Here is a 13,403-nt window from a genome sequence, read left to right as displayed (position 1 = left end):
TTACAGCCCTGTAATCAGAGTCTGCATGATCTGATCCTGGGTTTTAATGGTTTGCGCGTTGGCCTGATAGGTGCGCTGCGCAATAATCATGTTGACGAGCTCCTTGCTCATGTCCACATTGGAGCCTTCCACCGACTGGCCCTTGATCGAGGCCAGGCCGTTGGAGCCGGGACGACCGAGTATCGCCTGGCCTGAAGCCGAGGTTTCGATCCAGGCATTGCCGCCGACTGGCTGCAGGCCCTGCAGATTATTGAAATTGGCAAGGGCCAGGGAACCCAGCGACTGTGTTTGGCCATTGGTGTAACTGGCCACAATGGAGCCATCGGTTCCGATCGACATGCTGGAATATTCACCGGAAGCGTAGCCGTTCGGCGTGAAGTTGGCGGCAAAAGCACCGCCGAACTGAGTGGTACCGGTGTAGTCGACGGCGATGGCCAAGGCCGCCGCGGGCGAGCCCGCGCCTCCCGGCGCGGCAATAGACAGATTGACCACCGGCGGCGCCGACGTCAGGCGGCCGGAATCATCGAACAACATTTTTGTCGCCCCATCGGCGGGAGAGGTAATCGTGGCACCATCCAGCCTGTAGTACACATCCCACTGGCTTTGCGCCGGCGGCCCCGCCGTCGGGGCGCGTTTGGCAAAATACTGGGTCAGCTGGTGCTGATTGCCCAGCGAGTCATAGACCGTGATCGGCAGGACATGGGTATACGAGCCCGAGACGGCGGGACTGAACGGCGTGATAGCCGGATCGATGACCGCGGCGTTGGCGTCGAGATTGGCCTGGGTGGTGGTGGTGGACGTTGCGGTGGGGGAGATATTGCCGACGGGCACCTTGATGGGCTGCAGGTCGGTCGCGCTGCCGCCGGCCGGGTATCCGGTCAGGCGCTGCCCTTGCGCATTGACAACGTAGTTATCCTTGTCGGCATGGAACTGGCCATTGCGCGAATAGAGCACCTGCCCGCTGGGATCCTGCAAGCGAAACAAGCCATTGGCCCCATCGATGGCGATATCGAACTGGTTGCCCGTACCGGTGACGGAACCAATACTAAAGTCCTGGTTGATGCCGGACACCTGCACGCCCAGCCCGACACGCGAATTGGCATAGACGTCGGCAAACGTGGCCGAGCCCGACTTGAAGCCGACCGTACCCGAGTTGGCGATATTGTTGCCGATCACATCCAAATCCTGCGCGGCGGCATTCAGTCCGCTTAAACCTTGTCCGAAACCCATGATCTACCTCGTTGAAATTTAGTGTATTCGTGTGAAATGACAGCGATGCGCGCCGCCCCTGAATTTGTTGCCACCGCTACGACATGATTTTCTTGATGTCCGATAAAGCAAAGGATCCTGTCAGCCCGAGATCCACGCGCAGGCCGGTCGAGGCGTAGGACACGCTGCCCACCGTACCGGAAGTCAGGGCGCTGACCGAAACCGGCTTGGAATCGGCATCGCTGGCAGCCACCTGGACGGTATACGCGCCATCGGGCAATGCAAGGCCGCCGTCGCCCTTGCCGTCCCATTGCAGGGACAATATGCCGGCCGGCTGCGCGCCGAGATCGATTTGCCGCACCGCCTTGCCGCCCGAATCGAGAATCGTGGCGGTCACGTGCGTTGCCGGAGAAATGACATCGATGCCGAATGGAGTCGTCTGCTTGACCGTGGGATTGGCCGGATCGCTGCCCAGCGATATTTTGGAACCCGGCACCAGCACGTTTTTACCAATCAAGCCGGCGGCCTGCATGGACTGGGACACATCCATTTGCCCCGACAAGGCCAGCAAGGTGTTGTTGAGCTGGTTGATGCCATTGACCGTCGACAGCTGCGCGATTTGCGAGGTGACCTGGGCGTTGTCCATGGGATTCAGGGGATCCTGGTTCTGCAACTGGGTGACCAGCAAGGTAAGAAACTGGCCCTGCGTATCGGCGGTCAGACTCTGGGTATTGGCATTGGCCGCGGCCAATGCCGCCGCTGTTGCATCGGTTGAATTCGTTGCTGACGTATTGGTAACGGTCATTACAAAAGACTCCGTAAAAAATTTCGCGCGGCGCAAGCGAACACGAGTTATTGTCCGATGGCAAGCGTCTTGAGCATCAGGCTTTTGGCGGTATTGATGACTTCGACATTGGCCTGGTACGAACGCGAAGCGGAGATCATATTGACGGTTTCCGCCACCACGTCGACGTTGGGCATGGTGACGTAGCCATCGGCATTGGCAAACGGGTTTTTCGGATCGTATTGCATGCGCGGCGGCGCCGAGCTTTCCACGACTCCCGCCACCTTGACGCCCCCAATGGACTGCGTGTAAGGCTGGCCAGGCTCGGGCGTCATTTGAAACACCACCTGACGCGCCTTGTACGGCTGGCCATCGGGACCCACGACGCTATCGGCGTTGGCCATATTGCTGGCCGAGACGTTCATGCGCTGCGATTGGGCCGTCAGGGCCGATCCCGCAATCTGGAAAATACTCATGGTAGACATCGGGTTTCCTTTGGCCCTTATTGCTGCAGGGCGGCCATCATGGTTTTTACGCGCTGCGAGATCAGAGTCAGGTCGCTTTGATAACGCAGGGTGTTATCGGCAAACTGCACGCGTTCGACATTCATGTCCACGGTATTGCCGTCGAGGCTGGGCTGCAGAGGCTGGCGATACAATAAGTCGGCCGGATCGGGGCTGACCGCCTTGGCGGGTATGTGCCGCGGAGACGTCAGCGTAAGCTGTGTGTCCGGCAGGCGCATCTGATCTCCCATGGCGCCCTGCAGGGCGGCCTTGAAATCGAAATCGCGCGCCTTGTAGTTGGGCGTATCGGCATTGGCGATATTCGAGGCCAGCACTTCCTGGCGCTGCTGCCGCAGATTGATGGCGGTTTGATAAAAGCTGAAATCCTGGTTAAGACGATCGATCATTGGCGGCTCGATAAGTATTTGGAATCTGCCCCGCAAGCCGCGGCTGGAGGGTCGGCTAGCATGACCCCGCGGAGCGGTATCCGGGCTTTATCACATGGCACATAGTAAGGTCGCGAGCCATGGCATAAAGTAAGAAACAAACCGCAATTTATCGCCCAATTCCAGCGATGCAGGCGGCGCATCCTCTATAAAATATCGATATGTTCAAGATTTCCGCCCTCTTCCTCGGCCTGGCCACTGTCTGTGGAGGCCTTGCACACGCCGGCCTGGCATCGGGGGGGCCGCAGGATCCCGCCGCCATCGTCGCCCAGGCCCAGGAATTCCTGCGCAAACAGGCCCTGATCTATCCCGGCACGCCGCAAATCACCATCGACGCATCGCGCCTGGAAAACCTGCCCGCCTGTTCGCAATTGCAGTTTTCCCTGCCCAGCGGCGGGCACCTGCGATCCAGATTGTCGGTAGGCGTGCACTGTCTCGCACCGGAGCCCTGGACGAGCTATGTGCAGGCTTCTATCAGCATCCAAGGCACATACTACGTACCTGCGCGCAATCTCAATCCAGGCGAAGCCCTGGGCCCTGAGAATCTCGACACTCGCCAGACCGATCTGCTGTCGCTGCCGCCCGATACGGTTATCGACCCCGCTCAGCTGCTCGGCCGTATCGCCAGGCACCGCCTGATCGCGGGCGCACCGATCAAAGGCAATGGGCTACGCGACCCTCAGTCGATATTGCGCGGCCAGACAGTGCGTCTGGAGGCGCGCGGCAATGGTTTTGTAGCCAGCAGCGAAGGCAAGGCGGTACAAGGCGGCGCACCAGGCTCCCAGATACAGGTGCGTACAGCGACCGGGCGCATTGTGACCGGCACCATCGTCGACGGCGCGACCGTCTCGGTCATGATGTAGACGCGACTCGGGAGCACGGCATGCAGGCATCACCACGACGCAATGATGGAAAACAACCGTAACCGGGCAAGAATTGCCTAAAGTTCGGCGCTGTCGCGCCGTTACCCTGTATCATGGGAGCCACAAATGAATGGTTCCGCCTCACTCCGGAGACCCGCTTGAAAATCTACCCTTCGCCTCTTAAAAACCCGCTGGCCGGCAGCATTGCGCCGACCCGTGCCGAGAGCGTGGGCGGATCCTCTGCGTCGGCACCGGGCGTTTCGTCCAGCAGCGCGGTAGACCTGAGCGCCGCCGCCCGGCAATTGTCGAATCTGCAAAACAGCGACAACGATATCAATGTCGAACGCGTGAACCAGCTTCGCGACGCCATCGCCTCGGGACAGCTGAAAATCGACCCCAGCCGCATTGCCGACGGGCTGATTGCCAGCGTCCGCGATCTGCTCAAGTAACCCTGCTTTTTTCCGCATCATGAGCGCAATACTGGAACAACTGCAAGACAGCCTGGAGCGGGAATCCACCCTGGTCGGACAATTCATTTCCGTATTGCAGACCGAGTCGGAAACGCTTATCCGAGCCAAAGAGATCAACGAACTCGAGGCAGTCACCCGGGAAAAAAGCCGTTTTGCCGGCTTGCTGACGCAAATGGACCAGGACCGCCAGGCGCAGCTTCGCAAACTCGGCTTCGAACCGAACAAGACCGGCCTGGATGCCGCAGCCCTTGCACATCCCTCTTTGCAACCGGCCTGCCAGTCGCTCCTCGATCTCGCCCGCCAGGCCAGCGACCTGAACGCGTCGAACGGCGCCATCATCGATATTTATCTGCAGCACAACCAGCAAGCCATCGATACCTTGCGCCGCCTGGTCGGCGTCGATCATCTGTACGATGCCAGCGGCCGCGCGCATTCCATGCCGGCACACAAAACAAACATCAAAGCCGGATAAACTCCCCGGCAGAGCCCGATGCCGGGATGCAGGCCTGCTGCACATCGATACCGATGGAACTTGCGGCAAATACCCCGCACAGTCAAGCGATTATTTCATGCAGGGCAAATAGCTTCACCAGGCCCTTCATCACCGCCGCGGGGCTGGATTTTCCCGCCAGACTGTCAAGCAGACTGCGAGCCGCAGCGGCGGCTGGCGTCTGCCTAAGCTGCCAGGCTGCCAGTGCCAAGCGCACGGCGAGCAAGGCCTTTTTCTGCGGCGAATCGGCCTGATCGCCGCCGGCCAGAGCACCCCAGCCGCATGCCGTATAGCGAAAGCAGGTCTTGAGTTCGGCTTGCATGATCAGCCATGAAGCCTGCAGGTCGATCCCGATCTGCTCGGACGGCAAATTGCTCAAGCCGAAATGCGTTTGAACGATTCGGCCATCGTGACGATTCACAACACGCACCGCCAACATATTCAGAGCCTGCACGCCGGCCTTTTGGCGCGCCGGCAACCCCACACGCTCCGATCCCACCCAGAATGCCAGATCGTCAATGGCGACGCCGGCCACTTGAACCAGGCTCAAGTGCTGCAATGCACTGGCCGCAAGACGATAATCCAGGGTTTTGGCCAGGGCCGTGACTATGGTCGGACCCGACTCGGTATCCAGTTTCGTGGCGCCCGGCACATGGGCAAGCCATCGCTGCGACGATAGCCGCCGCCACACGCCGGGGCCGCCCGCTTCGATCAGATGCACGCAGGGTAATAGATCAGTGGCCTGGTCCAGGCATTCGACCTGATGGAACAGCGCGTCGCCTGCGCTGGGCGCCGCCAGGGCCGACTCTCCCGCCGATGTCGACCAGCCTTCGGCCTGTGTCAACAACTGCAAGGGCGAGCCCAATGCTTCGCCACGCTCCGTCAGCAATAAGCTGGCGCGCAAATGAGTTTGGCTGTCAGAGGCCGATCGGAGCGCCACTCCGTCATGAACGGCCAATACATAGGAACCATCGCCGCAGGCAAGTTCATTGTGCATGGACGCAAGGTGCTGATCGATCGCATGCCGCAAAGAAACGGCTGGCCCGGTTCCGGCGTGCGTGCGCCATAAATCCAGTGCCGAGGCGCAGGCCAGATCGCCCTTGACGAAATCCCAGGCGGCCGTTAAATCGGTTTTCGCGAGGCTGGCAGATGCCGCGGCGCCTGCGCTCATCATCGCCATCAGCGGCGGCAGCAACAGTCGGCGCCGCGACTCCGGCACAGTACCGCCGGACTCTGCTTCAGGCGTCTTGGCCAGGGACATCAATGCCGCAAAATCCGCTTCGGTTGGCGCGTACAGAGCCTGGCCCTGCGGTTTGTGCGCCAGAGCCTGGTCGATCAGGTCGCGCGCCGACAGGAAAAAAAGATCTTCCGGTACTTTCTGGCCGTTTGATACATAATGGATGGGCAGTTGATAGCGAATCGCCGTATCGAGCGCGGCGCCCAGGCGCGAGGCTTCGTCGAGCTTGGTCACAATACAGCCCGATATCGGTTCGCCGCCATCGTTGCAATAGGAACGCGCCACTTCGTCCAGCGTATCGCCGTGGCTGGATGCATTCAGCACCAGCAGGCGCTGCACCGGACGCCCCGCGCCAGCCAGCATCGCCGCCTGCTCCGCTATATAGCGGTCGCGCTGGCTGATTCCGATATTGTCGATCAGAATCGTCTGATCCGGGCGGATTCCGCTCACAATGCGATTCAGCTCAGCCATATCCTGAACCACATGCACGGGCACGCGCATCATCTGCCCGTATATCTTCAACTGTTCGTGAGCGCCGATCCGGTAGGTATCCGTCGTCAACAGCACCACTTTTTCCGCACCCTGGCGCTTGACGCAGCGTGCCGCCAGTTTGGCAATGGTCGTCGTCTTGCCAACCCCAGTTGGCCCCACCAGCGCAAGAACCCGCCCCGATGTCCACAGATCGTCTTCCCTGGCAAGCACCGGCAAATGATCGATCAGTTCCTGGCGCGCCCACTGCAACGCGGCCTTGGGCGGCAGGTGTTCAGGAAGACGCTTGAGCATGGCGCGCAACAAAGCGGTGCTGAAACCAAAACCCAGCATGGCCTGGAACAAGGAAACCGCCTGAGGCGCCCGGCGCAACTGGCTACCCCAGAGCAACTCGTCGATGCGGGTTTCGAGCGAGCCGCGCAAATCGCCTATGGCTCCCATAACGTCGGCCTGCGGCGCAACAGTTGTCGATTGACGCGGCCGCTGCCGCTCACGCTCCTGGACAGCGCGCGGCGGCGGATCGGCCGCCGCCGTTGCCGTATTGAACTCGGGCGGAACAAAGGTCGGATCGGTAGCCAGGATTTCGACGCCGCCGTTGACACGGCGATTCGACACGATCAGGGCATCGGCTCCCAGAGCCATGCGCACCTGCCGCATGGCCTCCCGGTTCGTGCTGCCAAAAAAACGGCTTATATTCATGCCATCGCCCCGCCTATCGTGGCAGTCACGCGCAACATGCGTTCATCGGGAATTTCGGTATTCGAAAGCACCGCGATTTGCGGTATATGGTGTCGCAGAAAACGCGCAAGTGAAACGCGCAACGCGGGCGGCACCACAAGCACCGACGCATCGCCATTGGTTTCCTGCTCGCGAACCGCCCGCAGCGTGTCGTTCAGCAACGTCTCGGCCAATCCCGGCTCGAGCGCCCCGCTGGTCGACAAGGCCTGCACCAACACTCGCTCGAGCCTGGCTTCAAGCCCGATCACCCGCAGTTCGCCTTCGCCGGGAAACCATTGCTGCGTGATGGCCCGGCCCAGCGCTACCCGCGTCAAGGCCAGCAATTCGTTGGGATCCGGCCCGGTTCCGTTGGGATTGAGCGCGGCCAGCCGAGGCGCATGCTCGGCCACCGTCTCGACGATGGATCGCACATCCCGGATCGATACCTCTTCATCCAGCAGGCCGCGCAGCAATTTCTGCAGCAAGGTAAGAGAAACAGTTTTTGGAACCAGATCTTCGATGAGTTTGGGGGCTTCCTTGCCGACATGATCCAATAGCTGCTGGACTTCCTGTCGGCCCAGCAAATGGGCGCCGTGCCGATGCATCAAGTGGTTCAGGTGCGTGGCGATCACCGTGCCCGCATCCACCACGGTATAGCCGGCAACCTGGGCCTGCTCGCGCATGGCCACATCGATCCAGACCGCGGGCAGGCCAAAGGCCGGATCGGTGGTGGAATTTCCCTGAAGCTTGATATCCACGCCGCCCGGATCGATGGCCAGCCATTGCCCGGGCGTGGCTGCGCCACGCCCGATCTCCACGCCCGAGAGCAGGATACGATAATCGTTGGGCTTGAGTTCCAGATTGTCGCGAATGTGCACCACTGGAGGCAAGAACCCCACATCCTGGGCGAACTTCTTGCGCAGGCTGCGGATTCTGTGCAGCAGTTCGCCGTTCTGGGCATGATCAACCAATGAAATCAGGCGATAGCCTACTTCCAGCCCCAGCGGATCGACCAAAGCCACGTCATCCCAACTGGCTTCAGCCGCGGCCGCATCGACAGCGGCCTGCGCTTTTTGCGGCTCTGCGGCCAACTCGGCCCGTTCGCCCTGCTGGCGCTTGTACATTACCCAGCCGGAGCTGCCCAATATGGCTGCCAACAACAGAAATGCCACATGAGGCATATTCGGAATCAGCCCCATGGCCGCCAGGATACCGGCGGTAATGAACAGGACGGCCGGATTGGCAAACAGCTGGCTGACCATTTGCTGTCCCACATCCTGATCGGTCGCAACCCGCGATACCACCACCCCGGCCGCCGTCGAGATCACCAAAGCCGGTATCTGGGCCACCAGGCCATCGCCGATAGTCAGCAAGGTATAGACGCGGCCCGCATCGGAAAAACTCAGGCCGTGCTGCGCCACGCCCACAATCAGCCCGCCAAGGATATTGATGACCATGATCAGCAGACCCGCCACGGCATCGCCGCGCACGAATTTGCTCGCGCCGTCCATCGAGCCGTAGAATTCCGCCTCCTGAGCCACTTCGCTGCGCCGCCTGCGAGCCTCGTCCTCACCCACCAGGCCGGCATTCAGATCGGCATCGATGGCCATCTGCTTGCCGGGCATGGCATCCAGGGTAAAGCGCGCGCCGACTTCGGCTATACGGCCGGCCCCCTTGGTGATCACGACAAAATTGATAATCACCAGGATGACGAAAACCACAATACCGACGGCAAAATTGCCGCCCACCAGGAAATGCCCAAAGGCTTCAATAACCTGGCCGGCCGCATCGGGGCCTTTATGGCCGTGCAGCAGGACGACCCGGGTCGATGCCACATTCAGCGCCAGGCGCAGCAGGGTCGCGAACAACAGCACAGCCGGAAAGGCCGCAAAATCGAGCGGCTTTTTGGTGAACATGGCGACCAGCAGAATCATGACCGCCAGGGAGATATTGAAGGTGAACAGCAGGTCGAGGATAAAAGGCGGCAAAGGCAGGATCATCATGGCCAGAACCATGAGGATCAGTACCGGCCCGGCCATGAGGCGCGCGTGCTGCGGACCGTTGGCCTTCAAGAGTGCGATAAAGCTGTTCATGAAGCGATTGCTGCCATTGTGTCAAGATCCGGAGAATCAAGTTCCCGCGGGATCGGTAAATTGGAGGGCCTGATGGGCTCCACGCCCTGGCCCGCGTTCCAGCGGCGCAACTGATAAACCCAGGCCAGCACCTCGGCCACTGCCGTATACAATTCGGCCGGTATCTCGCGGCCTACATCGACGTTGCGATACAGGGCCCGGGCCAGTGGCGGAGCCCCCAGCATGGGCACGCTGTGCTCTTCGGCGAGCTTGCGAATGCGGGCGGCCAGCAGGTCCGAGCCTTTGGCCACTACACGCGGCGCTCCACCCTGACCATCCTGATACTTCAGCGCAACGGCAAAATGAGTGGGATTGGTCACGACCACATCGGCGCGCGGCACTTCGGCCATCATGCGGCGCCGCGCCATGGCTCTTTGCTGCTGGCGTATGCGGCCTTTGACATGCGGATCGCCGTCGCTTTCCTTGTGTTCCTGCCTGACGTCCTCACGCGACATCTTCAATTTTTTGTAGTGACTCCATAACTGCCAGGGCACATCGATGAGCACGATAAGAAGCAGCGAACCGACGATCAAAGCGCAGCACAAGGCCACCAGAGACATGCCTTCGGTCAGAGCGGCGCTGGGAGTGGACCGCATCAGTCCGATCATCCGGTCGCGATAATGCCAGATCACCATGGCCCCTACGGTTCCGATCGCAGTGGCCTTGGCAAGCGTCTTGATCAACTCCACCAGGGTTTGCGACGACAGCATGCGCTGCAGGCCTTTCGCGGGATTAAGGCGTTCGAACTTCGGCTCCAGCGGTTTGGCCGAGAACAATAGTCCGCCCAAAGCCAGCGACGACAGGATTGCAACTGCCGCCAAAACGCCAAACAACGGCAGCAAAGCCATAACGGCCTGTATGGCCGACCGCGAGGCGACCGCCAGCATCACCCCCGTATCCCGGCCCAGGCGGGCATCGAACCACAAGCCGGAATGCACGATTTCGCTCAGATTGCGGTAAAGATCGGGGCCGCCTATCCACAAACCGCCAACGCCTGCCGCCAACAGCGCGAAGGTATTGAGCTCGCGGGAACGCACGACCTGGCCTTCCTCGCGCGCCTTGTCCAGGCGCCGCGGGGAAGCCGGTTCGGTTTTTTCGAGGTCGCTTTCCTCAGCCATTCGGGGATGCGCCGCCCGCTTGTATCCCCAGGATCAAGCTAAGCCACGGCTGCCATTCAGTAAAAATTCAAGACGGGATCGTTGGCACGATTCTAAAGGAACCCCCCGCGCACGATTGGTCGAGCAAACCCGATAAACCCGCTTAATTCAAAATTCGGGCCGGCGCGATGCGACGGATGGCCACCAGGGCTACCCCCAGGAGCGCGGGCCAGGAACTTGCTGATGGCAACTACACTGCAGTGCCGCGAAAGGCGGTCTCGAACTGGCTATAGTCGAGACCGATGCGCACTGCGCCCCAGCGTCCGTGGTCAAGATCAAGGGGCAGGGACAAGTCGGTGATGATTTCGCCGGTGTCGCGCATATAGGTTTGACACAGCACTCCCAGCGAATTCGCCACTGCCGCCAGACTTACCGAGTCGTCGAAAATACGTTTGTGCCGCACATGCGCGGTGTCGTGCCCCACATCGCCGGTGGGCGCTTGGGAATAACGCGTATTGTGAGCGGGACAATAGCCGTTCTGATCGATCAGCAGCGCATATGAACAGGCAGGCACCTGGTTCAGCACATAGTCGAGTATCTGAGTCAGGGGCTGGTCTATCGCCGTATCGTACAGAGTCTGGAACCTCGGCGGATTGCTGTTGAGGATACGCCGGTACTGCCGGTCGAACACATCCACGCCTTGCTGCCGGGTTTGCTGCAGCAGCTGGCCGCAGGCTTCGCGAAACGATTCCAGCATATTGGCCACCCAGTCGAAAGCGGTATTTCCGGTGCGCAGGGACGCCAGCATTTCCTGCATGCTCTCGGTTTCATTGCGCACCCCGGTGACCTGGTCATTCATGGTCACCATGCGATTTTGCACATGCGAGCTCAGGGTGGCGATACGGGCGATTTTTCTGCCCATATCGTGATTCGTGCCGTTCACTTGCGATACCGCCTGCACCACTTCGCCCATCTCGCCTTCCATACGGTCGAAATCCTTGACGAACTGATCGAAGTTGGAGGTGAACTGCGACACCATGTGATCGGAGCTGGTCATATCGAGATGGATCTGCGTGGTTTTTTCACGCGTATCCGATACCAGATCCAGGATTTCCCCGGTATGTGTAACAATTTCGCCCGTGGCCGCGTTGACGCGCTCGGCCAGCTTGCCCACCTCGCTGGCCACCACCGCAAACCCCTTTCCGGCTTCTCCGGCCCGTGCCGCCTCGACGCCGGCATTCAGCGCCAGCAAATGGGTCTGCAAGGCAATATCCTTGATCAGGCGACTGGTACTTTCGACCGACTGGGCACGCTGGCTCAATTGTGCCACCACACCCGAAAACACTTCCATTTGCGCCGACACTCGCGAGATGCGCTGATGCAGGTCATTCAGTTGGGAAAGGGTCTGATGCGCCACCAGCAATTGCGAATTGAAGGTGGTGGCAATCTCGTTGACGCGCACTGATGTCTGCTCGGACAAGGATTCAATCTGCCCACCGCTGATAGCCAGCGCATCTGCTTCGGAAGCCTGCTCGCGCACCATATCGCGGCATGCCTGGGCCTGCGATTGCAGGCGCGCCGCATTGAGCGCAATATCGATGCTGGCCTGGCGCATGGTGATCACCCGATCGCGCAAGGAGCTCAAGAATCGCGACAACGGCCACGCAACAGGATTAAGTGTCCAGGCCCGGTCGGCCAGGGTTGCCTGGCCGTTGCTCAGGCGCCGCAACAATCGGCCCATACCCAACATGCGATTGGATTTTTTCTTCATGTTTTGTCTCCTTGTCCCTGTGCACGGTCTCTCACAAAAAAAACGTTCTACCTCGGCGCATAGGCCCAAACCTGTTGTTCCACGGATACCCCGAAGCCAACAGGGCCCAAGCCGCCGTCAGAAGCCCAGGCTCGCCAGCAAATCGTCCACCTGATCCTGGCTGGTTACCACATCAGCCTTGCCCTGCGGGCTGATCTGCGGCCCATTCAACAGGGTTGCAGCTTCGTCGCGGCGTTCCTGGGGAACATTGTCGATAAGCACTTGCACCAGTTCGGTTTCAATAGCGCCCACCACCCCAAGCATGCGCATGATGACCTGGCCCGTCAGGTCCTGGAAGTCCTGGGCCATGATGATTTCCATCAGGCTATTCTGCGAAGCCTGCGTTTTATCGGGAATGCCGCGCAGCAATGAGCGCGTGTCGTCGACCAGTTCGCGCGCCTGGTCGAGCTCGACCGGATGATCGAACCATGATTGCCAGCGCACATCGAGCGCCTGTGCTTCGCGCTGCATCTGTTCTTGCAAAGGCTGCATCTTCTCGGCGGCGTTCAACACCCGGTTGGCGGCCTGTTCGGTCATATGAGCGACATAATGCAGGCGATCGCGGGCATCGGGTATGGCCTGCGCGGCATCCTTGATGGCCTGATCCAGACCCAGTTCACGCATGCTTTCACGCAGCATGCGTGTGAGCTGCGCGATACGATGAATCAAGTCGATAGGTTCGGCCGCGCCGTTCACGGGATTTTCAGACATATTCATGCTCCCTTTTTCAGGCTCCGATTTTTTCGAATATCTTGTTCAGCTTCTCTTCCAGGGTTGCCGCCGTGAAGGGTTTCACCACGTAGCCGTTCGCTCCCGCCTGCGCTGCCGCGATAATGTTTTCCTTTTTGGCTTCCGCCGTTACCATGAGTACCGGCATTTTGGACAGGACCGCATCGGCACGGATATGCTTGAGCATGGTCAATCCATCCATATTGGGCATATTCCAGTCGGAAACCACAAAGTCGAACGTGCCGTTGCGCAGCTTCTCGAGGCCCATCGCCCCATCTTCCGCCTCATCGACATTTTCAAACCCCAAATCCTTGAGCAGGTTCTTGATAATGCGACGCATGGTCGGGAAGTCGTCAACCACTAATATTTTCATGGTTTTCTGTACCACTTGTTACTCTCCAAAAATAATAAATAGCCGCGAGCCGTC

The 13,403-nt window shown here is 59.9% G+C and carries 13 protein-coding genes; 3 read left to right on the top strand and 10 right to left on the bottom strand.

The annotated features are described in order from the left end of the window. From flgE to flgB, 4 genes are all read right to left on the bottom strand, one after another. Complete coding sequence (gene flgE, locus ACYVIS_RS16350) at positions 1 to 1,230, bottom strand: flagellar hook protein FlgE (RefSeq protein ID WP_460874449.1); 1,230 nt, start codon at positions 1,228 to 1,230, stop codon at positions 1 to 3. Between the two features lie 76 nt (positions 1,231 to 1,306). Next, positions 1,307 to 2,014: a flagellar hook capping FlgD N-terminal domain-containing protein gene (locus tag ACYVIS_RS16345; RefSeq protein WP_232743661.1), complete on the bottom strand. Its 708-nt coding sequence runs from the start codon at positions 2,012 to 2,014 to the stop codon at positions 1,307 to 1,309. A 47-nt stretch (positions 2,015 to 2,061) separates the two neighbouring features. Next, positions 2,062 to 2,478, bottom strand: coding sequence for a flagellar basal body rod protein FlgC (flgC, locus tag ACYVIS_RS16340; protein ID WP_232743662.1), 417 nt, complete (start codon positions 2,476 to 2,478; stop codon positions 2,062 to 2,064). Positions 2,479 to 2,495: 17 nt separating this feature from the next. Next, positions 2,496 to 2,903 carry a flagellar basal body rod protein FlgB gene (flgB, locus tag ACYVIS_RS16335; protein ID WP_232743663.1) on the bottom strand — a complete coding sequence of 136 codons (408 nt, stop codon included), beginning with the start codon at positions 2,901 to 2,903 and terminating at the stop codon, positions 2,496 to 2,498. Positions 2,904 to 3,103: 200 nt separating this feature from the next. Here flgB and flgA point away from each other — a divergent pair, with 200 nt between their 5' ends. The 3 genes from flgA to ACYVIS_RS16320 all read left to right on the top strand — a co-directional run bounded on the left by flgA (position 3,104) and on the right by ACYVIS_RS16320 (position 4,747). Then, a complete protein-coding gene (gene flgA, locus ACYVIS_RS16330) occupies positions 3,104 to 3,805 on the top strand; it encodes a flagellar basal body P-ring formation chaperone FlgA (protein WP_460874448.1) in 702 nt (233 codons plus the stop codon). 158 nt (positions 3,806 to 3,963) lie between these two features. Next, on the top strand, positions 3,964 to 4,254 hold the full coding sequence (flgM, locus tag ACYVIS_RS16325; protein ID WP_232743665.1) for a flagellar biosynthesis anti-sigma factor FlgM: 291 nt from the start codon (positions 3,964 to 3,966) through the stop codon (positions 4,252 to 4,254). A gap of 19 nt (positions 4,255 to 4,273) precedes the next feature. Continuing rightward, a complete protein-coding gene (locus tag ACYVIS_RS16320) occupies positions 4,274 to 4,747 on the top strand; it encodes a flagella synthesis protein FlgN (RefSeq protein ID WP_460874447.1) in 474 nt (157 codons plus the stop codon). Positions 4,748 to 4,829: 82 nt separating this feature from the next. Here the strand turns inward: ACYVIS_RS16320 and flhF are convergent, their stop codons facing one another. From flhF to cheY, 6 genes are all read right to left on the bottom strand, one after another. After that, positions 4,830 to 7,190 (bottom strand): flagellar biosynthesis protein FlhF, encoded by a 2,361-nt coding sequence (flhF, locus tag ACYVIS_RS16315; RefSeq protein ID WP_460874446.1) that lies wholly within the window; start codon positions 7,188 to 7,190, stop codon positions 4,830 to 4,832. Continuing rightward, positions 7,187 to 9,301, bottom strand: a complete 2,115-nt coding sequence (gene flhA, locus ACYVIS_RS16310; RefSeq protein ID WP_232743668.1) for a flagellar biosynthesis protein FlhA — start codon at positions 9,299 to 9,301, stop codon at positions 7,187 to 7,189. Before flhA ends, flhF begins: the two co-directional genes overlap by 4 nt. Beyond that, positions 9,298 to 10,458 carry a flagellar biosynthesis protein FlhB gene (gene flhB, locus ACYVIS_RS16305; RefSeq protein WP_232743669.1) on the bottom strand — a complete coding sequence of 387 codons (1,161 nt, stop codon included), beginning with the start codon at positions 10,456 to 10,458 and terminating at the stop codon, positions 9,298 to 9,300. The genes flhA and flhB overlap by 4 nt, the downstream gene beginning before the upstream one ends. Before the next feature lie 229 nt (positions 10,459 to 10,687). Beyond that, a complete protein-coding gene (locus ACYVIS_RS16300; protein WP_460874445.1) occupies positions 10,688 to 12,208 on the bottom strand; it encodes a methyl-accepting chemotaxis protein in 1,521 nt (506 codons plus the stop codon). Positions 12,209 to 12,325: 117 nt separating this feature from the next. Beyond that, positions 12,326 to 12,958 carry a protein phosphatase CheZ gene (gene cheZ / locus ACYVIS_RS16295; RefSeq protein ID WP_460874444.1) on the bottom strand — a complete coding sequence of 211 codons (633 nt, stop codon included), beginning with the start codon at positions 12,956 to 12,958 and terminating at the stop codon, positions 12,326 to 12,328. A gap of 16 nt (positions 12,959 to 12,974) precedes the next feature. Next, positions 12,975 to 13,364, bottom strand: a complete 390-nt coding sequence (gene cheY / locus ACYVIS_RS16290) for a chemotaxis response regulator CheY (RefSeq protein WP_232743672.1) — start codon at positions 13,362 to 13,364, stop codon at positions 12,975 to 12,977. Between the last annotated feature and the right edge of the window lie 39 nt (positions 13,365 to 13,403).

It is taken from the genome of Paralcaligenes ginsengisoli (assembly GCF_054781135.1).
The sequence above is the reverse complement of the archived record's forward strand: the minus strand, read 5'-3'. Positions and strand labels throughout refer to the sequence as shown.